Annotated in this window: 15 protein-coding genes and 2 tRNA genes; 14 read left to right on the forward strand and 3 right to left on the reverse strand. The window is 66.2% G+C overall.

Annotated features, from left to right (window positions below; translation table 11 throughout):
* The first annotated feature begins 65 nt into the window (after nucleotides 1-65).
* From recF to ACWPXK_RS02525, 7 genes are all read left to right on the forward strand, one after another.
* On the forward strand, nucleotides 66-1274 hold the full coding sequence (gene recF / locus ACWPXK_RS02495) for a DNA replication/repair protein RecF (RefSeq protein ID WP_454194371.1): 1209 nt from the start codon (nucleotides 66-68) through the stop codon (nucleotides 1272-1274).
* 376 nt (nucleotides 1275-1650) lie between these two features.
* Nucleotides 1651-2220, forward strand: a complete 570-nt coding sequence (locus ACWPXK_RS02500) for a DUF721 family protein (protein ID WP_454194372.1) — start codon at nucleotides 1651-1653, stop codon at nucleotides 2218-2220.
* Nucleotides 2221-2347: 127 nt separating this feature from the next.
* Nucleotides 2348-3259 carry an alpha/beta fold hydrolase gene (locus ACWPXK_RS02505; RefSeq protein ID WP_454194373.1) on the forward strand — a complete coding sequence of 304 codons (912 nt, stop codon included), beginning with the start codon at nucleotides 2348-2350 and terminating at the stop codon, nucleotides 3257-3259.
* A gap of 275 nt (nucleotides 3260-3534) precedes the next feature.
* Nucleotides 3535-5616, forward strand: coding sequence for a DNA topoisomerase (ATP-hydrolyzing) subunit B (gyrB, locus tag ACWPXK_RS02510; RefSeq protein WP_454194374.1), 2082 nt, complete (start codon nucleotides 3535-3537; stop codon nucleotides 5614-5616).
* A gap of 109 nt (nucleotides 5617-5725) precedes the next feature.
* Nucleotides 5726-8239: a DNA gyrase subunit A gene (gene gyrA / locus ACWPXK_RS02515; protein WP_454194375.1), complete on the forward strand. Its 2514-nt coding sequence runs from the start codon at nucleotides 5726-5728 to the stop codon at nucleotides 8237-8239.
* Between the two features lie 39 nt (nucleotides 8240-8278).
* Nucleotides 8279-9472, forward strand: a complete 1194-nt coding sequence (locus ACWPXK_RS02520; RefSeq protein ID WP_454194376.1) for a DUF3566 domain-containing protein — start codon at nucleotides 8279-8281, stop codon at nucleotides 9470-9472.
* A 164-nt stretch (nucleotides 9473-9636) separates the two neighbouring features.
* Nucleotides 9637-9710, forward strand: a tRNA-Ile gene (locus ACWPXK_RS02525).
* Nucleotides 9711-10321: 611 nt separating this feature from the next.
* On the opposite strand, the gene ACWPXK_RS02530 is transcribed toward ACWPXK_RS02525, so the two are convergent.
* Nucleotides 10322-10870 (reverse strand): hypothetical protein, encoded by a 549-nt coding sequence (locus tag ACWPXK_RS02530; RefSeq protein WP_454194377.1) that lies wholly within the window; start codon nucleotides 10868-10870, stop codon nucleotides 10322-10324.
* A 907-nt stretch (nucleotides 10871-11777) separates the two neighbouring features.
* Nucleotides 11778-11853: transfer RNA gene (locus tag ACWPXK_RS02535), tRNA-Ala, on the reverse strand.
* Between the two features lie 421 nt (nucleotides 11854-12274).
* Here ACWPXK_RS02535 and ACWPXK_RS02540 point away from each other — a divergent pair.
* Nucleotides 12275-14476, forward strand: coding sequence for an MMPL family transporter (locus ACWPXK_RS02540; protein WP_454194378.1), 2202 nt, complete (start codon nucleotides 12275-12277; stop codon nucleotides 14474-14476).
* 20 nt (nucleotides 14477-14496) lie between these two features.
* Here the strand turns inward: ACWPXK_RS02540 and ACWPXK_RS02545 are convergent, their stop codons facing one another.
* Nucleotides 14497-15159: a TetR/AcrR family transcriptional regulator gene (locus ACWPXK_RS02545; RefSeq protein ID WP_454194379.1), complete on the reverse strand. Its 663-nt coding sequence runs from the start codon at nucleotides 15157-15159 to the stop codon at nucleotides 14497-14499.
* 135 nt (nucleotides 15160-15294) lie between these two features.
* On the opposite strand from ACWPXK_RS02545, the gene ACWPXK_RS02550 reads away from it, so the two are divergent.
* Genes ACWPXK_RS02550 through ACWPXK_RS02575 form a run of 6 tightly spaced genes read left to right on the forward strand, consistent with a single transcriptional unit; the run spans nucleotide 15295 to nucleotide 22297 of the window.
* Nucleotides 15295-16428, forward strand: coding sequence for a VOC family protein (locus ACWPXK_RS02550; RefSeq protein ID WP_454194380.1), 1134 nt, complete (start codon nucleotides 15295-15297; stop codon nucleotides 16426-16428).
* Nucleotides 16425-17360 (forward strand): fumarylacetoacetate hydrolase family protein, encoded by a 936-nt coding sequence (locus ACWPXK_RS02555; protein ID WP_454194381.1) that lies wholly within the window; start codon nucleotides 16425-16427, stop codon nucleotides 17358-17360. Before ACWPXK_RS02550 ends, ACWPXK_RS02555 begins: the two co-directional genes overlap by 4 nt.
* Complete coding sequence (locus ACWPXK_RS02560) at nucleotides 17357-19273, forward strand: acyl-CoA synthetase (protein ID WP_454194382.1); 1917 nt, start codon at nucleotides 17357-17359, stop codon at nucleotides 19271-19273. The genes ACWPXK_RS02555 and ACWPXK_RS02560 overlap by 4 nt, the downstream gene beginning before the upstream one ends.
* On the forward strand, nucleotides 19270-19623 hold the full coding sequence (locus ACWPXK_RS02565) for a DoxX family protein (RefSeq protein WP_454194383.1): 354 nt from the start codon (nucleotides 19270-19272) through the stop codon (nucleotides 19621-19623). Before ACWPXK_RS02560 ends, ACWPXK_RS02565 begins: the two co-directional genes overlap by 4 nt.
* Complete coding sequence (gene mhpA / locus ACWPXK_RS02570) at nucleotides 19623-21251, forward strand: bifunctional 3-(3-hydroxy-phenyl)propionate/3-hydroxycinnamic acid hydroxylase MhpA (RefSeq protein WP_454194384.1); 1629 nt, start codon at nucleotides 19623-19625, stop codon at nucleotides 21249-21251. The genes ACWPXK_RS02565 and mhpA overlap by 1 nt, the downstream gene beginning before the upstream one ends.
* Entirely contained in the window at nucleotides 21248-22297 is a 1050-nt protein-coding gene (locus ACWPXK_RS02575; protein WP_454194385.1) for a DUF3068 domain-containing protein, read from the forward strand. Before mhpA ends, ACWPXK_RS02575 begins: the two co-directional genes overlap by 4 nt.
* The last annotated feature ends 110 nt before the right edge of the window (nucleotides 22298-22407 follow it).

Below are 22407 nucleotides of genomic sequence, written 5' to 3' on the forward strand. Positions count from 1 at the left end.
CTGTGCCCATGCCGGACCGACCGGCAGGAATGACTGCTTCTGCCCAGGCAGGGGCGCGATAGCGGATGTTCATCCGGGCCCTGTCACTGCGTGACTTCCGCTCCTGGGAACACGTGGAACTCGAATTATCCCCAGGCCGGACGGTTTTCTTGGGATCGAACGGCAACGGCAAGACCAACCTGCTCGAGGCGATCGGCTACCTGGCAACGCTCGGGTCGCACCGCGTCGCCACGGAGGCGCCGTTGATCCGGACCGGCATCGAGCGTGCCCGGATCGGTGCCACCGTAGTCAACGCGGGCCGCGAACTGCGCATCGATGTCGAGCTGAACCAGGGCAGCGCCAACCGTGCGCAGATCAACCGTTCACCGGTCCGCCGGACCCGGGAAATCCTCGGCATCCTGCAGACGGTGCTCTTCGCGCCGGAGGATCTCACGCTGGTGCGCGGCGATCCCGGCGAACGTCGGCGCTTCATGGACGAGTTGTGCACAGCACGCCTGCCCAGACTGGCCGCGGTGCGCGGCGATTACGACCGGGTACTGCGCCAGCGGTCGGCGTTACTGAAGACCGCTGGGCGCCATGCCAGGTCGAAGGCGGACTTGAGCACCCTGGACGTATGGGACGGGCACTTGGCCGCGCACGCCTCGGTACTGCTCGCCCAACGGCTGCGCCTGGTACACGACTTGGCTCCGTACGTCGCGCAGTCCTACTCCTCGATCGCTCCAGAGTCGCGGCCTGCCTCGATCGCCTATCGCAGCGCGGCGCTGCCGCCGGAATTCCTGGATCCGGCGAGATCACCGCGCCCGGAGGACACCGAGGCGCTCGAGGCGATCGTGCTGCGCGAGCTCGCCGCGGCGCGTCCGAAGGAACTCGAGCGCGGGGTGTGCCTGGTCGGCCCACATCGCGATGAGCTGGAGCTGATGCTCGGGGACTCGCCCGCGAAGGGGTTCGCCAGCCATGGCGAGTCGTGGTCGTTCGCGCTGGCCTTGCGGTTGGGGGCGTTCGATCTGTTGCGGGCCACCGGCGCCGAACCGGTGTTGCTGCTCGATGACGTCTTCGCCGAACTCGACCGCCGCCGCCGCGCCGCGCTGGCCGCGGTCGCCGCGGGGGCCGAGCAGGTGCTGATCACCGCAGCCGTACCGGAGGACGTACCGGCCGAACTCGCCGCTGTGCCGCTGCATGTCGAGACCACGGGGAGCCCCGATGGGCGCGTCTCGCGCCTCGTCGCCGAAGAGACGGCCTGCGGTGGCAGCCTGGGTTCCGGCGGCGAGCGGTGAACGACGTGGACCCGGATGCCGTGCCGCGCGCGGAGACGCGGTCCGCGCCTGCACGTCTAGGGCTTCGATCCACTACAGTGACCAGTCGTCGGGCCTACCGCGCGTTTTCTGAACAGCTGCGGCCGACTCCCCAGCCACCTGTGGAAAACTCGGCCGGTCGACGTCGCCCAACCCGGCGAAACTCGATTCAGCAACAGTTGGGCAATCATATGACGTCGTCCGGGAATCCTCTCGAATGGGCGATGAACAGGTCAATTGACCGGCTGTCTGGTTGTTGGCCTCCCGAGTTTCCGGGTAGCTGGCAACATTCGGCAAAGCCTGGGGACAACGTGATCGAAACTGGGGACAACCGAATGCGCGCGAAGGGAGAGGGCCGATGAGCGATCAGCCCGCAGAGCCCGGATCTGCCGAATCCGCAGGCCGCGAACCCGAGCTACGCGGAATCGATCTGGCCCGGCGCGCGCTGGAGGAGGCCCGCGCTGCGGCGCGGGCGAGCGGTAAGTCCGTCGGCCAGGGGCGTTCCTCGCCGCAGCGCAGGCTGCGGACCGGCGCCCGCAGGCGCACCGGATGGTCCGGCGCCCGCCCGGACGATCGCGATCCCCAACTGCTGTTCAAGCTGGCCGGCTCGATCGCCAAGAACCGTGGTTGGTCGAGCAAGGTGGCCGAGGGCATGGTGTTCGGCCGGTGGGCAAGCGTCGTCGGTGAGGACATCGCCGCGCACGCCACCCCGGTCGCGCTGAAGGACGGCGTGCTGAGTATCGCGGCAGAGTCGACCGCGTGGGCCACGCAATTGCGGATGCTGCAGAGCCAGATTCTGGCGAAGATCAACGCCGCTGTCGGCCACGGCGTGGTGACGTCCGTGAAGATCTCCGGGCCTGCCGCACCGAGCTGGCGTAAGGGTGAACGTCATATCAGGGGCCGAGGACCCCGCGACACGTACGGATAGTTGGGCAGTATCTGATACTCGGTGTTACGGTTACATCGACAGGCGTTTCACGTGGAACGCCTCGGCCCGATGTCGTGCCCGGAACCTGTCGCGTCGGATCGAACTCGCCCGGGCGGAAGGTCTTTCGATGACGATCACCACCTCCGTTGGTCCGTTTCCCGCGGCTGCGACCCGCACCGTCCGCCGCGGCGACGTCGAACTCGCGGTGTATGAATGCGGTAATCCCGAGGGGATACCGGTCCTGCTGATCCACGGCTGGCCCGACACCCACCTGCTGTGGAGCCGGGTGGCCGCCTTGCTCGCGGGCCGTCATCGGGTGATCGCCTTCGACAATCGCGGTGCGGGCAACAGCTCGGCGCCAACGGATGTCGCGGCTTACCGGATCGAAGAACTCGCGGCCGACGTCCGTGCGGTGATCGACGCAGTCGCGCCCGGCGAACGGGTCCACGTCCTCGGCCACGATTGGGGATCGGTGGTCGGTTGGGAGTTGGTCGCTGCTCCGGACGCCGCGTCGGTGATCGCGTCGTTCACTTCGGTGTCCGGCCCGAACCTGGATTTCCTCGGCGCGTATCTCCGCGGCTCCGTTACCCCGGCACGGCTACGCGGCTCGCTCGCCCAAGCCATCGCGTCGGCCTACACCGTCGCCTTCCAGATCCCCGGACTGCCGAATCCGGTGCTACGAGTGTTGTCCAAGCATTGGCCGCGCTTCCTCGGCTTCTTCGATGGCTTGGATCCCGCGCTGGTGGAGACGGCGCCGACGCTACGGACCGATATGATCAACAACCTGAAGCTCTACCGCGCGAACATCCGCACGCACTTGCGCCACCCGCGGCCCCGCCCGATCGAGGTGCCGGTGCAGCTGATCGTCGCCACCGGCGACCGGGCGGTGCGGCCGGTGGTCAATGCCGAGGCCGGTCGGTGGGTGTCGAACCTGACCCGCACCGAGATACCGGCTCGGCATTGGTCGCCGATCTCACATCCGGCGGAGCTGGCCCGCCACACGGCCGCCTTCGTGGATCGGATCGGCGCCGCTCGCTGATCGCGGGCGGCCAGAAGTCCGCGGCCGCCAACGCATCTCTCAGCCCACGCCTGCTGGATGAAAACCGGCGGAAGGCGGACCCGACTCGGCGGAATCGGTTTTCTCGCATTCACGGAGCCGTCAGGGGTGTCGGAGGTGCGTTGTAAGTTGGGTGTACCAGTAGGATGGTGACGTAACTAGCGGCGATACCTTCGGCGCGTTTCGCACAGTCCGCGCGTGGACCCTAATTTTCGAGCAGACACCACCAGGGCCCCACGTGTGCTGTCGATCGCTGTATGCCGGGATCAGCAAGTAAGGAGAGCTACCGACCAGTGGCTGCCAAAGACTCCACCGCATCGGGTTCGACCAAGGCAACCGGGAAGCAGGACTATGGTGCCTCCTCCATCACGGTTCTCGAGGGGCTCGAGGCGGTTCGCAAGCGTCCGGGCATGTACATCGGCTCTACCGGTGAGCGCGGTCTGCACCACCTGATCTGGGAGGTCGTCGACAACTCCGTCGACGAGGCGATGGCCGGGTACGCGACGAAGGTCGAGGTCACCCTGCTGGCCGACGGCGGCGTCGAAGTGGTCGACGACGGCCGCGGCATCCCGGTCGCGATGCACGCCCAAGGCGTGCCCACCATCGAGGTCGTCATGACCCAGCTGCACGCCGGCGGCAAGTTCGACTCGGATTCCTACGCGGTGTCCGGCGGTCTGCACGGTGTCGGTATCTCCGTGGTCAACGCGCTGTCGACCCGTCTGGAGGCGGAGATCGACCGCGACGGCTACCACTGGAGCCAAACCTACAAGGACGCCACCCCCGGCAAGCTGGTGCAGGGCGAGCCGACCAAGAAGACCGGCACCGTCATCCGCTTCTGGGCGGACCCGGAGGTCTTCGAGACCACCACCTACAACTTCGAAACGGTGGCTCGCCGGCTGCAGGAGATGGCGTTCCTGAACAAGGGGCTGACCATCAAGCTCACCGACGAGCGCGTCAGCGACTCCGAGGTCATCGACGAGGTGGTCAGTGAGACCGCCGATGCGCCCAAGCACGCCGACGAGAACGGCGCTGCGGCCCAGCACAAGGTCAAGACCAGGACCTACCACTACCCGGGCGGGCTGGAGGATTTCGTCCGCCACATCAACCGGACCAAGCAGCCGATCCACAATTCGGTCGTCGGGTTCACCGGTAAGGGCACCGGCCACGAGCTCGAGGTCGCGATGCAGTGGAACTCGGGTTACTCGGAGTCGGTGCACACCTTCGCCAACACCATCAACACCCATGAGGGCGGCACGCACGAGGAGGGCTTCCGCGCGGCGTTGACCACAGTGGTCAACAAGTACGCGAAGGACAAGAAGCTCATCAAGGAGAAGGACGGCAACCTCACCGGTGACGACATCCGGGAGGGCTTGGCCGCCATCGTGAGCGTCAAGGTCGGCGAGCCGCAGTTCGAGGGCCAGACCAAGACCAAGCTCGGCAACACCGAGGTGAAGTCGTTCGTGCAACGCACCTGCAACGAGCACCTCACCCACTGGTTCGAGGCCAACCCGGCCGACGCGAAGACCATCGTGAACAAGGCGGTGTCCTCGGCGCAGGCCCGCATGGCGGCGCGCAAAGCGCGCGAGCTGGTGCGCCGCAAGTCGGCCACCGACCTGGGCGGCCTGCCCGGCAAGCTCGCCGACTGCCGGTCCAAAGACCCGCACAAATCCGAGATCTACATCGTCGAGGGTGATTCCGCGGGCGGCTCGGCCAAGTCCGGTCGCGACTCGATGTACCAGGCGATCCTGCCGATCCGAGGCAAGATCATCAATGTCGAGAAGGCGCGCATCGACAAGGTTCTCAAGAACAACGAGGTCCAGTCGATCATCACCGCGTTCGGCACCGGCATCCACGACGAGTTCGACATCAGCAAGCTGCGGTATCACAAGATCGTGCTGATGGCCGACGCCGACGTCGACGGCCAGCACATCTCGACACTGCTGCTCACGCTGCTGTTCCGGTTCATGCGTCCGCTGGTCGAGCACGGTCACGTGTATCTGGCGCAGCCGCCGCTGTACAAGCTCAAGTGGCAGCGCAGCGAGCCGGAGTTCGCGTACTCCGACCGCGAGCGCGACGGTCTGCTGGAGGCAGGCATGGCCGCGGGCAAGAAGATCAACAAGGACGACGGCGTGCAGCGCTACAAGGGTCTCGGTGAGATGAACCCCAAGGAGCTGTGGGAGACCACCATGGATCCGTCGGTGCGGCTGTTGCGTCAAGTGACGTTGGACGACGCGGCCGCGGCCGACGAGCTGTTCAGCGTGCTGATGGGCGAAGACGTCGAGGCGCGGCGCAGCTTCATTACGCGCAACGCCAAGGACGTCCGCTTCCTCGATCTGTGAGTCAGCACACGCGTCGTGACGCGCGATCCCACGATTCCGCACGAGACCATCGCGCAGCGTTCATGACGCCGACGGGGTGCGGGAGCATCCGCAAGACACAGGAGACCTCATGACCGACACCACCCTGCCCCCGACCGGCGGCGAGCGCATCGAGCCGGTCGACATCCAGCAGGAGATGCAGAACAGCTACATCGATTACGCGATGAGCGTGATCGTCGGCCGCGCGCTGCCCGACGTGCGCGACGGCCTGAAGCCGGTGCACCGGCGCATCCTCTACGCGATGCACGACAACGGGTATCGGCCCGACCGCGGTTATGTGAAGTCCGCGCGCCCGGTCGCCGAGACCATGGGTAACTACCACCCGCACGGCGACGTCCCGATCTACGACACCCTGGTGCGCATGGCGCAGCCGTGGTCGCTGCGCTATCCGCTGGTCGATCCGCAGGGCAACTTCGGTTCGCGCGGCAACGACGGCCCGGCCGCCATGCGGTACACCGAGTGCAGGCTCACGCCCATCGCGATGGAGATGCTGCGCGAAATCGACCACGAAACGGTTGATTTCGTGCCGAACTACGACGGCCGCTCGCAGGAGCCGGTGGTTCTGCCCTCCCGGGTGCCGAACCTGCTGATCAACGGCTCGGGCGGCATCGCGGTCGGTATGGCGACCAACATCCCGCCGCACAACCTCAGGGAAGTCGCCGAGGCGATCTACTGGGCGTTGGAGAATCACGACGCCGACGAGGAAACCACCCTCGCCGCGTGCATGGAGCGGGTCAAGGGCCCGGATTTCCCGACCGACGGCCTGATCGTGGGCAGCCAGGGCATCCACGACGCCTACTCGACCGGGCGCGGCTCCATCCGCATGCGCGGTGTGGTCGAGATCGAGGAAGACAACAAGGGCCGCACCACGATCGTCATCACGGAGTTGCCCTACCAGGTCAACCCGGACAACCTGATCTCCTCGATCGCCGAGCAGGTGCGCGACGGAAAGATCGCGGGCATCTCCGACATCCACGACGAGTCCTCCGACCGCGCGGGCCTGCGCATCGTGGTCACCGTCAAGCGCGACGCCGTGGCCAAGGTGGTGCTGAACAACCTCTACAAGCACACCCAGCTGCAGACCAGCTTCGGTGCGAACATGCTGTCCATCGTCGACGGGGTGCCGCGCACCCTGCGGCTGGACCAGATGATCCGCCACTACGTCAACCACCAGCTCGACGTGATCGTGCGGCGGACCCGCTACCTGCTGCGCAAGGCCGAGGAACGGGCCCACATCCTGCGCGGTCTGGTCAAGGCGCTGGACGCGCTGGACGAAGTCATCGCGCTGATCCGCCGCTCGGCCGACACCGAGACCGCGCGCACCGGCCTGATGCGGCTGCTGGACATCGACGAGATCCAGGCCACCGCGATCCTCGACATGCAGCTGCGGCGCCTCTCGGCGTTGGAGCGGCAGAAGATCGTCGACGAGCTGGCCAAGATCGAGCTCGAGATCGCCGATCTCAAGGACATCCTGGAGAAGCCGGAGCGCCAGCGCGCGATCGTCCGCGACGAGCTGCAGGAGATCGTCGACAAGTACGGCGACGATCGGCGCACCAAGATCATCGCCGCCGACGGCGATGTGGCCGACGAGGATCTCATCGCCCGCGAGGACGTGGTCGTCACGATCACCGAGACCGGCTACGCCAAGCGCACCAAGACCGATCTCTATCGCAGCCAGAAGCGCGGCGGCAAGGGTGTGCAGGGCGCCGGCCTCAAGCAGGACGACATCGTCAAGCACTTCTTCATCACCTCGACGCACGACTGGTTGCTGTTCTTCACGAACAAGGGCCGCGTCTACCGCGCCAAGGCATACGAGCTGCCCGAGGCCAACCGCACCGCGCGTGGGCAGCACGTGGCGAACCTGCTGGCTTTCCAGCCGGACGAGAAGATCGCCCAGATCATCCAGATCAAGTCCTACAACGATGCCCCGTACTTGGTGCTGGCCACCAAGAACGGCCTGGTGAAGAAGTCGAAACTGACGGACTTCGATTCCAACCGCAGCGGCGGCATCGTCGCGGTCAACCTGCGTGACGAGGACGAATTGGTCGGCGCCGTGCTCTGCTCGGCCGACGACGACCTGCTCCTGGTGTCCGCGCTCGGCCAGTCCATTCGCTTCTCGGCCACCGACGAGGCGCTGCGTCCGATGGGCCGCGCCACCTCGGGTGTGCAGGGCATGCGGTTCAATGACAGCGATGAACTGTTGTCCCTCAATGTGGTTCGCGATGGCACATATCTGCTGGTCGCGACGTCCGGCGGCTACGCAAAGCGGACCGCGATCGAGGAGTACACCGCGCAGGGCCGCGGCGGTAAAGGCGTATTGACCATCCAGTTCGACGCGAAACGTGGCACCCTGGTCGGGGCGCTCATCGTCGACGACGAGGATGAGTTGTACGCGATCACCTCCGGGGGCGGCGTCATCCGGACGGCGGCGAAGCAGGTTCGTAAGGCTGGACGACAGACCAAGGGCGTGCGATTGATGAACCTCGCAGAGGGCGATACTTTGCTTGCGATCGCGCGCAATGCCGACGAGCCCGATCCCGATCAGGTCGCCGGTGGCGGCGACGCAGGTTCTTCTGAGAAGTAATCCACTAGCGGCGGCAACGAACGGATCTAAGGATTCCCATTGACCACTCCGAATCAGCCGAATGACGAGCGGCACCAGACGAACGGTGTGACCGAGCGGATCGCACCGTCACCGATCCCGCCGCGGCCGATCCCACGGCCGGTCGCCTCGGCCGAGAACGGTCAGCCCGGTGGCGGCCAGCAAGGAGGCGGCCAGCCGGGCGGCCACCCCGGTGGTGGACAACCGGGTGGTCACCAGAGCCAGCCGGGGCCTCAGCCCGGTGGGCAGCCGGTCGGGCAACCCGGCAACCAGCCCGGCGCCAACCAGCCGAAAGCCCAGCAGCAGGAGATCCGCGACAAGCAGGGTGATTTCCCGGCACCGCAGGGGTCGCCGGACAAGGTGCCCGGCGGCGACGGCCAGGACCACTTCGATCAGAAGACGGCGCGGATAAACACCAAGGCCGAGCAGTCCGCGCCCGAGGGCGGGGAAAAGCAGGCCGGCGGTGCCCCCGGCAACGGCGGACAGCAGTCGCAGTATCAGGACGGGTGGTCGCAGCTTCCGCAGCGGGAGCCGCAGTCCAACCTGTACCGCCCTGGCCAGGCGCCGGTCGCCGGCCGCCCGAACTCCGCCGGGCCGGGCGGGCTCGGCAACAGCATGTCCAACGCACGCACCACCGCCGACCTAGCGGCCAAGGCGGCACGCAAGGAAGCGGCAATGGTGAAGTCCGTCGGTATCGACGGACCCACCCGCAGTATCGCGCGGCCGGAGCTGATCAAGGACATGCCCGACCTGTCCGAGATCCGCCACCCGCTGCCGCCGACCGAAGCCCCCGGTGCGCAGTCCTCGCCGGTCTCGCCCGCGGTGCCGGTCGCGGTCGCCGCGATCGCTTCAGGTGAGCCACTGCGGGCCACGGTGCAGATCCGTCGCATCGATCCCTGGTCGACGCTGAAGATCTCGCTGGTGATCAGCGTGGCGATGTTCTTCGTGTGGATGCTGGCGGTCGGCCTGCTGTACATCGTGCTCGAAGGCATGGGCGTGTGGGAACGGCTGAACAACACGTTCACCGACATGGTGTCCCAAGACAGCGGCTCGGTGGGGTTGATCGACGCGGGCACCGTCTTCGGCTACGCGGGCGTGATCGGCTTGATAAACGTCGTCCTGTTCACCGCGCTCGGCACGGTCGGCACCTTCATCTACAACCAGTGCTGCGACCTCGTGGGCGGTATCCAGGTAACCCTGGCCGACCCCGACTAGTCCGGTTCCTCCGAACGGCCGGTACCCGCCCCTGCGCGGCTGGTACCGGCCGTTTTGGTTTCGGCAGCGCCCGCGACAGAGGTGCTCTGACCAGCCGTTTTGGTCCATATAGGTCGTGTCGGGTAATCTTTGCTCTCGGCTCGGCGATCCGAGTCGAACAATACGGGCCTATAGCTCAGGCGGTTAGAGCGCTTCGCTGATAACGAAGAGGTCGGAGGTTCAAGTCCTCCTAGGCCCACCCACGAATACGCACGTCAAGGTTTCGCTCTACGGCTCATCGCCGGACAAGCCAGTTCCAGTATTGAGACGAGGGCGCCCGCCGCTCCTCAGAAACCCTTCGACGACCACGAATCCGCCGGGCGCTGGGCGGCGCTCATCGACCGGAATCGGCATCACCGAAAGCCCTGAAGATCCTCGAAGTACAGCGCGGCACCGGCATCGGTGGCGCTGACCGACTGGCCGACCCGAGGTGTGGTGCTGCGCATGGCGGGTAGATCGGTGCGTGACTGCATGGGAGCTGAGCAGGCTCGTGCGAGAGGAGATCGAGCTCGCCGCCCTGCAGACCCCGTGGCAAGGCGCGGCAGTTGAGCGTGGGTGCCGGGGTGGTGGGAGCGGCCGCGATGCTCGCCCGCTGAAGCGGCGGACCGGTCGCGGCCGCGGTGCCGGACCTCGATCACCGCGCGAGCCGGGAAGATTGCTGCGCGACCAAGGCAGAGCTGCTGGGGTGTCAGGCGCATGAAGGTCGTCGTCACCGGCGCCAGCGGCAGCGTGGGCGCAGACAGAGGCCGAGCGGTCTGGTCGACCGCTCGGCCGCGTTGACCACCTCGATTCGGTTCCTCCGGAGATCTATCAGATCGGGAAGAAGAAGAAGCCGATCGTGGCACCGATGGCAGCGCCGATCGCGCAACCGATCACGGCGCCCACCAGGAAGAACCAGATTCCGATGAGAACGCCGATCGCGCAACCGATCGCCGCGCCCACGAAGAGCCCGACGAACAGGGCGTCCTGCAGCAAGCTCTCCACCTCGGGTGGCGTGTTGACCGCAGCGGGTGACGGGGCGCCACTCGCCGGTGTCATCGTCAGCGTCCTACCCGTGCTGTCCAGCGACGGCGTGAGGGCGAAGGTTTGGCCGGTCTCCATGCGCAGTGTCGTCGGGATCGAGCCGACGAGTGCGCCGTTATCCGCGATCACATTGATCGCTTCGGGAACCGGGACGAACTTCCCGGACGCCAGGTTGATCGTGGCGCTCGAGTGATCAGCCGCCAGCGTCGCTGTGTAGGCGATGGGGCCGTCCGCCAAATTGAATGTGAGATCCTGCCCCGCTACTCGAGCCTGACCTTGGGCCGTAACGGTAGCGATCCCCGTGGATGCGATGGCTATGAGTGCGGCCACCACCAACTTTCTGATTATCATTGGACTTCCAATCTCCTGCCGATTTACGGTTTGTCCGTTTCCCCGACAAACGGCATCATGGATATCATCTCTCTCAGGAAGTTCTAAGTCTATGGGTGTTTCGCGTTACCTTTTTTGATTCAAACGGTCGGTTTTCACTCGGGCGTTGGATTATTGGTATTCAATGGACATCCCATACGAACTCACCTGGCGATCGGATCTCCAGCCCGCGTCGGGCAAGTTATTCCCGCCCTGCCGCTTTCACGGCGGCGAGTCGGAGGACGCCGGACCGTGGGCGTTCATCAGGGCTCGGCTGGAGGTTCCTCCGCAGGACGGAAACCGCTGAGGCGATCGGCTCCAAGCGACAGCATGTGAGGGCATCGATATAACGATCGCTGTGAAAGGCTCTGTGGCGCAAGCTGTTTTCGGGCGCCGGATGTCTAATAGTCGCCGTATACGCGGCAACGACAACCTGTCGGGGGATTACCCGATAGGGCTCCCGGCGCGTGAATCGGCTATTCGATCCTCTTCACCACCGGATATACGAGCCCAGCGTGACCCGCTTACCGCCGCCGAGTAGATGACAGTCGGCTTCCTGACGGAGACGACCATTCACGCCGACCACATTTGGTGTATTCGGAGCCGCAGGGGATCATTTTCTCCACTGCGTCGCTCGCGGACGGCGCAGAATGGCCCGACGTGTCAGCCGTCATCGACGAGCAGGCCCACGTCCGCACCGCGGCGCATGCCTACACCGTAGAGAGGGGTCCATCGCTGCGCCCCGGGCCCACGGCCTGGCGAGCCGGGATGGGGGTCCGGGGGCGAAGCCCGCCGGGCGGGGCGTGGGGGTTGCACCCCACAAAACACGCGGAACCAAAAAGGCGAGTGCTCTCCACGAGCACTCGCCTCCCATTGGTGGAGCCTAGGGGAATCGAACCCCTAACCCCTGCCTTGCAAAGGCAGTGCTCTGCCAATTGAGCTAAGGCCCCGGCACCGTTCATCACGGTCGGCGCGCACAGACGCCTCCAAAACGGTACCTTCTCGCCGTTGACATGGTCAAAACGGCAGGGTGCCGGGTGCGCGTAGCGCGGTTGACGCGCCTGTTCGTCGTGCGGTGCGCCGCAGTAGGTGTCCGAGGACTCGAGCAGGCTGTGGGTCGGCGACGGTGGCATGACCGCGCCGATGCCGACGAGATCTGGCGGATCCGCGCCGACGGGCGATCGGATCAGCGAGCAAGGTCAGCGGGCAGTCCGCCGCGGTGGTGACGATCGTCGACGGGTCGCGCATCCCGCTCGGGGGCAGGATTCGAGCGTTGTGTCCGTACCGCCTGGCGAGGGCATTTATCGTGGTCGCAGCGGTCGTGATCCGGGTTCGTTGATGTGTCGTTGGTTGCTCGACGAGAGGACCCGCATGTCTCGGTATCTGTTCGCTCTTGGTCGACTGGTTACCCTTCGGCGCTGGTGGGTACTGGCGGTGTGGCTGGTCCTGCTCGCGTGTGCGATCGGATTCGCCGCGGTGACCGGCGGCAAGACCACCGACGACTTCACCATCCCGAATACCGAGTCGCAGGACGCGGTTTCCCTGTTGAAACAGCGGATGCCCGCGTACAGCGGTGCTCAGATGCAAGTTGTGTTCGCCAGCCCCGGCTCGGCGAAGGTCACCGACCCGCAGCCGAGCGCTCAGATCGAGCAGGTCATTGCCGGTCTGCGAGGGCTGCCGCAGGTGGCTACGGTGGTCGACCCGTTCGAAGCCAAGGCGGTCGCACCCGATCAACGGGTCGCATTGGGCAGCGTGCAATTCTCGGTGCCGGCGGGGGAGGTTACCGAGGAGACACTGGACGAGGTCGCCTACATCGCCGCCCCGGCGCGGGATGCGGGCTTGGACATGGAGTTCTCCGGAGCGGTGTACCCGGGTTTCACCGCTGAAGTGCCCGAAACTCCGGAGGTCTTCGGTATCGTCGCGGCCTTCATCATCTTGTTGATCACATTCGGGGCGGTTGTCGCCGCAGGCCTGCCCATCGTCACGGCGTTGGTGGGCGTGGCCATTGGTCTGACCGGAATCCTCGGTGTGGCCGCCTTCGTCGACGTGCCCGCGGCTGCGACTTCGCTGGCCTTGATGCTGGGGTTGTCGTGCGGGATCGATTACGCGCTGTTCATCTTGTCCCGGCATCGGCACAACATCGTGATCGGACTGCCCGCGGAGGAGTCGATACCGCTGGCGTGCGGCACGGCGGGAAGTTCGGTCGTCTTCGCGGCGGTGACCGTGATCATCGCGTTGTGCGGGCTCTCGGTCGCCGGCATTCCGTTCCTGACGGTCATGGGATTGACGGCGGCCGGCGCCGTGCTGGTGGCGATGCTGGTCGCCCTGACCCTGCTACCCGCACTGCTCGGGTTCGCCGGTGCGACTGTCGCTCGCTTCATTTCGCCTCCGCTGCATCCGGGACGACCGGAGGAGGTGGCGCGGATCGCGGCCTACGAACCGGAGCGCACGGTGGGGCACGCGTGGGGCCGATTCGTCACGCGCTTCCGGGTGCCGCTGCTGGTGCTCGGAATCGCGGCGCTGGTCGTCTTGGCGGTTCCGGCCACGCGGATGGATCTGGGGCTGCCCAGTGGCGAGTCGCAACCGGAGTCGAGCACTGCCCACAAGGCGTACGACCTGGTCAACCGCTCATTTGGTCCCGGCTTCAACGGTCCGTTGCTGCTGGTGACCGATCTGTCTCGCGCCACGAGCCCGGATGCGGCGCAGACGCTGATGACACAGCTGCAGCGGGAACCCGACGTCGCAGCGGTCCAGCCCGCCGGCAGCGGCGACGGCCTGCTGCTCATCCAAGTCGTGCCGAAGACCGGCCCGGATGACGAGGCAACGTCGGATCTGGTCAACCGACTGCGTGACAATCGCGACCGCATCGCGGCCAACACCGGGGCCACGTTCCTGATCGGCGGCACCACCGCCGCGAATATCGACACCTCCAACCGGCTGGCCGACGCGCTGCCGATCTTCCTCGTGGTGGTCGTCGGCTTGGCGCTTGCCCTGTTGACGATCGCCTTCCGCACCGTGCTGGTGCCGTTGACCTCGATCGTCGGATTCATCCTCTCGGTCTTCGCCGCACTCGGCATACAGGTTGCGGTTTTCCAATGGGGCTGGGGCGCGAACCTTTTCGATGTAACCCAGGCGCAGACGCTGAGCTTCCTGCCGATAATCATCCTCGCGATCATCTTCGGCCTATCCAGTGACTACCAGATCTTCGTGGTATCCCGGATCAAAGAGGAGTACAGCCGCACCGGGGATGCGATCGGTTCAGTGCAGAACGGTGTCGCGCATTCGGCCCGGGTGGTGACCGCCGCCGCTCTGATCATGTTCGCCGTGTTCGTGGCCTTCACCTGGGTCGACAATCCCATCGTCAAGCCGCTGGCGTTCACGCTGGCGGTCGGTGTTGTACTCGATGCCTTCGTCGTGCGGCTCACGCTGGTGCCCGCTGTCATGGCCTTGGTCGGAAGCCGTATGTGGTTCCACCCTCGCTGGTTCGGGCGTTATGTCCCCGATCTCGACATCGAGGGCGCCGAACTGGAACACGAGTTCGCCAAGAGCACTGTGGGTAGCGCCCCTGGCTGACGTGGCCGCCGAACCGCGGTTCAGGCGGCGCTGTCGCCCTGCGGCAGTGTGTCGAGGGATGGCAGCGGCACCTGGCAGATCTCGCGAGCCTCGTCGGCCGGGATGCCGAACATGCGCAGCAGATCCTCCGTGACCTGGTCGGCGTCGGTCGCGTCGTCGCGTTCTGGGTGCTCGTGCAGCAACTGGCCGAGGCACAGCGCGGCGCCGGCCACGATCGTCATGGCCAGCTCCGCGTCGCGAATGTGAAACCGGCCCGCGCGGGCGGCGGCCTCGATGTCACGGCGAGCGCGTGGTGCCAACCCGTTCTCGGAGGCGGTCAGGGCGAGTCCGTTGTTGAGCAGAACCTTGCTGAGGGTGGGGTTTCGCCGATGCATGCGCCCGGTCAGCCGGAAGCTCTGCGCGAAGATCCGGGCCGGGTCGTCCAAGCCCTCCATCAATGTGTCGAGCAAGGCGCCATGCTGGTCGAGCGCCTCTTCGACCGCGGCTTGGAAAAGCTCCTCCCGGCTCTGGAAGTGGTTGTAGAAGGACCCCATGCCGACATCGGCGGCTTGGGTGATCTCGAGGATCGGCGCGTTCAGTTTCCCGGTCGCGATGAACGACTGGGCGGCGCTCACGAGGGCGGCGCGCGTTCGTGCCTTACGGCGCTCCAGCCGGTTCGGTTCCGCACCGGTCTGTTCGGCCATGCCTGCTCACCTCTTCCTGGTCAGTCCGCTGGCCATATTAGCCCCCCTTTCAGTTATGACGAATTCATCAGAGACGCTTGACTGAATATTGCGTCGTATGTGACGATATCGTCAGTCTTATGGAGGGAGTGGTCGATGCTCGACCATCACGACCCGCATACCGGTCTGCACAGTGAGCACGGCGCAGTGGCGGGCGAGCATCAGGGGCGGGCGCGGGACCCGATTGTCAAGGTGCACGATCTGGCGTGGCTGGAGTTCGAGAAGCCGGATCTGGAGGGCGCGGAGGCCTTCGCGCATGTCTTCGGTTTCGCGACGTCGCTGCGCACGCCGAACGAGCTGCACCTACGGGGCGCCGACGCCGGCGCGCCATGCGTGCTCATTCGGCGCGGATTGCGATCGAGGTTCGTCGGCCCCGCCTTTCGGGCGTCGGACACCGCCGATCTGCTCCGCTTGGCGGATGCCGGGGGAAGTAAGGTGGCGCACCTGCCTGACAGCCTCGGCGGCGCGACTGTCGATTTGACTGATCCGAGCGGGCTGCGTGTGCGGGTCGTCGCCGACACGCACACGTTGACCGCATTGCCCGAACAGACCCCGCACACACTGAACCTCGGCCACGAGGTGGCACGGGTAAACCGCACGCAGCGGCCGCCGCGCGAACCAGCGCGGGTGCAACGTCTGGGGCATGTGGTGGTGCAGACCACCAAGTACCGGGAGACGCTCGACTGGTATCTGCGGCATTTGGGCCTGATCGTCAGCGACTTTCTCTACTACCCGGGGCAGCGCGAGCGCGGGCCGGTGATGAGCTTCATCCGCTGCGACCGCGGCCGGACTCCCGCCGACCACCACACACTGGCGTTGGTGCTCGGCCCGGCCAACCGGTACGTGCACTCGGCCTATCAAGTCGCCGACCTCGACGCGCTGGCCGCAGGTGGCGAGTATCTGCGCGACCACGGCTACTACCGGTCGTGGGGAATCGGCAGGCACATCCAGGGCAGCCAGATCTTCGACTACTGGCGTGACCCGGACGGGTTCCTTGTCGAGCATTTCAGCGACGGCGACATGTTCGACAACACGCTGGAACCCGGCTGGGCGCCGTTCACCGCCTCCGGGCTGGCCCAGTGGGGCCCGCCCGCCAGCAAAGACTTCCTCGGCCTGAAGCCGGGGCGGGAATCGCTTCGCGAGCTGCGCGCAATGGTCGACGCGCTGCGCGAAGACAACGAATTCGATCTCGGTCGCCTACGCGGCCTGTTGAAAGTAGCCAATTCATGAGCATTTCCGTTCTCCGTACCGACGACGCATGGTGGGTGGCAACACCCGCGGGTGCCGCGAAGGTCGATACCGCGGCGACCACCACAGGTCAGCTGCTGGCCGATCGGCACGCGGTCGTCGCGGCTGCCGCGAGCGGGGAGGTCGTGCCGGTCGAGGGGCTTTCGCTGGTCTCTCCCGTGACCGCGCCCTGCCGGGTGGTCGCGCAGATGACCAATTTCGCCTCGCACGTGAAAGATTCGGGCATGGACCCGGAGACGGTTCCGCTGACGTTCTTCCGCAAGGCGTCGGGGTCGATCAGTGGCCCGCACGACGACGTCATCCGGCCCGCGCACGTGCGGTTGCTGGATTACGAAGTGGAGATCGGGCTGGTCTTCGGCCGCGAGATGCCGGTCGGATCGGAGATCACCCCGGACAATCTCGCGGACTACATCGCTGGGCTTGTCGTCACCAACGACATCTCCGCGCGTGATGTGCAGTTGCCGAAAACCCAGTTCTACGAGGCGAAGTCGTATCCGACGTTCACCCCGGTCGGTCCCGCTCTGGTGTTGCTGGAGGTCGGCGAGCTGAAGCGGTTCGCCGATCTGCGGCTGCGGTTGTGGGTCAACGGCCAGCCGCGCCAGGACATGACCGTCGCGGACATGATCTATCAGCCGCTGGAGACATTGCAGGCGTTGACCCGGTTCCAGCGCATGGGTATCGGAGACCTGCTGCTCACCGGAACACCGATCGGAACCGCGTTGAGCGCTCCGCCGAAACCGGTCCAGTTCATCGCGAATCTGCTCCCGGCGACGGTGAAGTGGAACCTCTTCTTCAAAGGCCAGGCCAAGAACCCGAAGTATCTGCAGGACGGCGACGTCATCGAGGCCACGATCGCCACCACTGACGGCGCCATCGATTTGGGCCGCCAGCGCACCACGGTGAGGTACCGGTGACCGACAACCAGACGATCAGCACCGCGACGACCGAGGAGCTGCTGTGGCCGCGCTACGCGCAGCCGAGCGATCTGGCCGAGATCGAATCGGTGCCGCTGGCGCAGCGTGGCCTGCCGGAATCGACCTATGCCCTGCTGGTGCGGGCAGCGCATTCGTGGCCGGAACGGACCGCCGTCACGGTCTTGCCGGAGGCGGCGCGGTGGCGAGAACCGTTGCGGCATAACTTTGCTCAGCTGCTGGCACAAGTACACCGGTACGCGAACCTGCTGCACGAGCTCGGTGTCCGACGCGATGACGCGGTGGCCTTGATCGCGCCCAACTGCGCCGAGCTGATCGCGGCGACCCTCGCCGCCCAGCTGGCCGGGATCGCCGCCCCGATCAACGGCGGCCTGTCCCGGCGGCACATCGGCGAACTGCTGCAACGAACCGGAGCGCGCGTCCTCATCACCGCTGGACCCGAATTGGCCGAGCCCGTATGGGATTCCGCGTGTGCACTGGCCGCCGATGGACTGCTGGACGCGGTGCTGGTGCTGCGCCCGACCGCGGCTGGGGAACCTCAGCCGCTGGAATCACTCAACGGTGTGCGGGTCGGCTACCTCGACGAACTTGCGGCAGCCCACGATCCGGCCGCCTTCGCCGGGGAGCCGCCGCTCGCGTCCGATCTTGCCGCGCTATTCCATACCGGAGGTACCACCGGTGTGCCGAAGCTGGCCGCGCACACCCATGCCAACGAGGTCACCAATGCTTGGATGATCGCCGCGAATTCCCTGCTCGACGACGATGCCGTGGTGTTCGCGGCCCTGCCGCTGTTCCACGTCAACGCGCTGGTCGTCACGCTGCTCGCGCCGTTGTACAAAGGCCAGTCCGTGGTCTGGGCCGGACCGCTCGGCTACCGGGACTTCGCGATCTACGGCGAGTTCTGGAACATCGTCGCCCATTACCGGATCGCCGCGATGAGCGCGGTGCCGACGGTGTACGCCGTGCTGGCGCAGTGCCCGGTCACCGCCGACATCTCCAGCCTCCGGTACGCCATGGTCGGCGCCTCGCCACTGCCCGCCGCGGTCCGGGAGAACTTCCAGACGCACACCGGAATCACCCTGGTCGAGGGCTACGGACTCACCGAGGCGACCTGCGCCAGCGCGCGCAGCTTCCCCGACCTGCCGAGACCGGGATCGGTCGGGCAGCGTATGCCCTACCAGCAGGTGAAGACGGTGCGCATCGACGAGGACGGGACCTGGACCGACCTGCCCGCGGGTGCGACCGGGGTGCTGGCCATCGGCGGCCCGACGGTCTTCGCGGGCTATGTGATCGGCCGCGGCGAGCAGGGGCATGTGCTCGACGGCATGGGCACACTCGTCGGCGGCTGGCTCGACACCGGCGATCTCGCCCACATCGACTCCGACGGCTTCGTCCATCTGCACGGCCGTGCCAAGGACCTCATCATTCGCGGCGGGCACAACATCGACCCCGCGATCATCGAAGACGCCCTGCTCGCCCACCCCGAGGTCACCGCGGCGGGCGCGGTCGGCCGCCCCGACTTCCACGCCGGTGAAGTGCCCGTCGCCTACGTCACCCTGGCACCAGGCGCCGACATCACCGAATCCGGTCTGGTCGACTGGGCCGTCCAACACGTACCCGAACGCGCGGCCGCGCCGAAGACGGTCACGATCCTCGATGCACTACCGGTCACCGATGTCGGCAAACCCTACAAACTCGGGCTCCGCGCCGACGCCACCCGCCGCGAACTCCTCGACGCCCTCGCCGAGATCACCGGAGTTCACAGCATCGCCGCGGCCGTCGAGGACGGCGCGATCGTCGCGACCGTCGAACTCGACGACACCGGTGCCGAGACGGCCGTGGCGGCGATCCTCGCCCGGTATCCGATCGAGTGGCGAGTCGCGGTGCGCCGATGAACATTGCGTCGATCGTGCTCGCTGTCCTGCTGGCGGTGTTCTTCCTGCTGGTCGGCGTGTCGAAGGTGTTGGCAGTCGGGCCGATGCGAGAGCGCGCCGCGCATGCCGGATTCTCCGTCTCCACCTACCGGAAGGTCGGCGCTCTCGAGATAGCCGCCGCGCTGGGTTTGCTGGTCGGCATCGTCTGGTGGCCGATCGGCGCGGCGGCCGGAGTCGGGCTGGTGCTGCTGATGACCGGAGCCGTTGTCGTTCATCGGCGCACCGGTGACGCGCTGCCACAGTTCACTCCCGCCGTTATCACCGGACTGATCGTCGTCGGCTACCTCGTGACGGTGTTGGGAGCCTTGTAATGCAGTCCGCGCATGTTCCGGTGGTGATCGTCGGCGCAGGCCCGACCGGCCTGACCGCGGCCATGCTGCTCGCTCGGTACGGTGTCGAGTCCCTGGTACTGGAGCGGTGGGAGGGGGTCTACCCGCAGCCGCGCGCGGTCCACTTGGACGGTGAGATCCGCCGGATTCTGGACCGGTTGGGTGTCGGCGACGAGTTCGACGCCATCTCCCGACCCGCCCTCGGGCTGCGCCTCGTCGACCGAAAACTGCGGGTGCTGGCCGAATTCCACCGCGATCCGACGGGCGGCCGCAACGGCTATCCGGACGCGAACATGTTCGACCAACCGGAGCTGGAGGCGATTCTGCGGGCCGCCGTGAAACGGCGCGCGGAGGTCACCGTCCGCGGCGACGTCGAGGTCACCACGGTCCTGCGGGAAACCGACGGCGTGCGCGTCGACTTCACCGACCGGACAACCGGTGCGGCGGAATCGGTCCGGGCGCGATACGTCCTTGGCTGCGACGGCGCCAACAGCTTGGTCCGATCCTCGATCGGCGCCACAATGCAGGACCTGAACTTCGAGCAGCGCTGGCTGGTCATCGACGTGGCCACCACTGTCGAACTCGAGCAATGGGAAGGCGTACATCAGGTCTGCGACCCGGTTCGTGCCGCCACCTACATGCGCATCGGAAAGACCCGTCACCGATGGGAATTCCGGCTCGGCCCGGGTGAAACCGCGGACGACTACGGCGACATCGATCGTCTGCACGGATTGATCCGTCCGTGGACCGGCACCGTTCCGATCGAGGAACTCGAACTGGTCCGGGTAGCCGACTACACGTTCCGCGCGCAGCTCGCCGACCGCTGGCGCGCAGGCCGGATCTTCTTGCTCGGCGATGCCGCCCACCTCACACCGCCGTTCATCGGTCAGGGGATGGGCGCCGGACTGCGCGACGCGGCCAACCTCACCTGGAAGCTCGCCGGAGTCGTCGCCGACGAGTTGCCCGAAGAGGTGCTCGACACCTACGAGACAGAACGAAAGCCGCATGCACGGGCCATGATTCGGCTGGCAAAGGTCGCCGGCATCGCCATGACCGACGGCGGGGAACTCGGCGATCTCGTTCGCCGTCTCATAACACCGCACCTACACCGTATGCCCGGCTTCCACGCGCTGGTTGCCAGCGGAGAGACCCCGCCGCTGCACCGATCCGAGCTCGTGGCGCGGCGGCGCTTTTTTCCCCGTCGGGCGGGCAGCATTGTTCCCAACGCCGTCTTGGACGACGGCCGCCGCTACGACGATGTCGCCGGAGGCAGATACGCGATCGTCACCACGGTCGAGCCGACACCCGCGCAACGTGCCCAGATCCGACGATGTGGTGGGCTCGTGGTGAGCGCCGGTCCCGGAAGCGAACTGGGCCGCTGGTTACGCGGGGGATGGACCCGTGCCGCTCTCGTCCGACCCGACGGCACCGTGCAGCGCTCCGGCCGAGACCTGGCCGCACTCTGCTCGGCCATGCCTCCATTCCAGATGGCGGATCCAACGACCCGGAGTGGTGCGCCCGCAGCACCCGCAGCCTCGAAACGCCTGTCCCGGGCGGCCGCCATGACAACCCCACGGAACCGCTCGAAGTTCAAAGGCGAACAGATATGACCGCAACCGATCACTCGCATGTGCGCCTCGACGCTGACCGAGACGCTCAGCCGAGCATCCGAAGACAAGCGCGACACGGTCACCGTGCCGTCGGATACCTCGCACTCACAATCGCTGTCCTGCTTGCCGCGATCGCGATGCTTCTGCCGAGCTACATAGCCGACGCACTGATCAAGTTCCCGGCTCAGATACGGCAGGTGACCATCGCGTCCGGCACGGGCACGGTGCTGGATCTCGGTCTGTTGATGCAGGGCCGGGTGCACATCCAACACGAGGTCCCCGTCCAACTGTCGACGTTGGTGACCAGCATCGAACCAACAGATTCCGAAACGGTTACCCTGCGCGTCGCTCAGCAGTCGACGCGGCTGGATCGCCCAGGTCAGGCGGAGCTTCTCGACGCGCTGGTCGACCAGGTCAGCATGAACCGAACCAGCGGCGCACCGCGACGCGCTCCCGCTCTGACGGTGTTCGAGCCAGGTCAACGGCCGCTCGAGACAGTCCGCAACGGTGTGCAGTACAAGTTCCCGTTCGGCACCGGCAGGCACGACTACCGGTACTTCGACGTCATTTCCCAACAGGAGACCCGCCTGCGGTACGTCGATGACACCACGGTGCGAGATGGCCTGAGGCTGTTGCATTTCCGCACTCACCTACCACCCATCGACCTGTCTCATCTGCTGCCGATGAGAGGCCGGATCACGCTTCCCGCCCAGATGGTGGGAGGAGTTGGTGAAGCCGGGCCGGTCACGATGTCGTTGTACTACTCCGCCACCCGAGACTTCTGGGTAGAGCCCTGCACCGGCGCGATCATCATGGTGAGCGAGCACCAACGGCGGTATCTGGCCACGGACGTCGACGACCCCGCCCCCATCACCGTCTTCGACGGCAACCTGCGCTTCGACGAGCAAACCGTCGACGAGATGATCGCCCAATCGCAGAAAGCCCGCCATCAAATCGCGGCATTGCGCACCTATGGCCCTGTCACCGCGGCGATCACCGCGATGGTCGCACTGGCCTTCGGTGTCTACCGCCTGAGAAGAAAATAGGATTGACTGGCTGATCATAACTGACGAGATATTCAGACCGGCGAGAAATGTGCCCGTCAACCCATCCGCGTGCCTCGAAGTCTCCCGTGACCGGTCTGATGTTGGAAGGT

This window comes from Nocardia sp. Marseille-Q1738, from assembly GCF_965283145.1.

What these genes read in the sequence shown, in the direction of transcription:
- ACWPXK_RS02555 (WP_454194381.1), top strand. Translation starts at nt 16,425, where the DNA reads ATGAGCATTTCCGTTCTCCGTACCGACGACGCATGGTGGGTGGCAACA.
- ACWPXK_RS02545 (WP_454194379.1), bottom strand. Translation starts at nt 15,159, where the DNA reads ATGGCCGAACAGACCGGTGCGGAACCGAACCGGCTGGAGCGCCGTAAG.
- gyrA (WP_454194375.1), top strand. Translation starts at nt 5,726, where the DNA reads ATGACCGACACCACCCTGCCCCCGACCGGCGGCGAGCGCATCGAGCCG.
- gyrB (WP_454194374.1), top strand. Translation starts at nt 3,535, where the DNA reads ATGCCGGGATCAGCAAGTAAGGAGAGCTACCGACCAGTGGCTGCCAAA.
- ACWPXK_RS02565 (WP_454194383.1), top strand. Translation starts at nt 19,270, where the DNA reads ATGAACATTGCGTCGATCGTGCTCGCTGTCCTGCTGGCGGTGTTCTTC.
- recF (WP_454194371.1), top strand. Translation starts at nt 66, where the DNA reads ATGTTCATCCGGGCCCTGTCACTGCGTGACTTCCGCTCCTGGGAACAC.
- mhpA (WP_454194384.1), top strand. Translation starts at nt 19,623, where the DNA reads ATGCAGTCCGCGCATGTTCCGGTGGTGATCGTCGGCGCAGGCCCGACC.
- ACWPXK_RS02575 (WP_454194385.1), top strand. Translation starts at nt 21,248, where the DNA reads ATGACCGCAACCGATCACTCGCATGTGCGCCTCGACGCTGACCGAGAC.
- ACWPXK_RS02505 (WP_454194373.1), top strand. Translation starts at nt 2,348, where the DNA reads ATGACGATCACCACCTCCGTTGGTCCGTTTCCCGCGGCTGCGACCCGC.
- ACWPXK_RS02540 (WP_454194378.1), top strand. Translation starts at nt 12,275, where the DNA reads ATGTCTCGGTATCTGTTCGCTCTTGGTCGACTGGTTACCCTTCGGCGC.
- ACWPXK_RS02550 (WP_454194380.1), top strand. Translation starts at nt 15,295, where the DNA reads ATGCTCGACCATCACGACCCGCATACCGGTCTGCACAGTGAGCACGGC.
- ACWPXK_RS02500 (WP_454194372.1), top strand. Translation starts at nt 1,651, where the DNA reads ATGAGCGATCAGCCCGCAGAGCCCGGATCTGCCGAATCCGCAGGCCGC.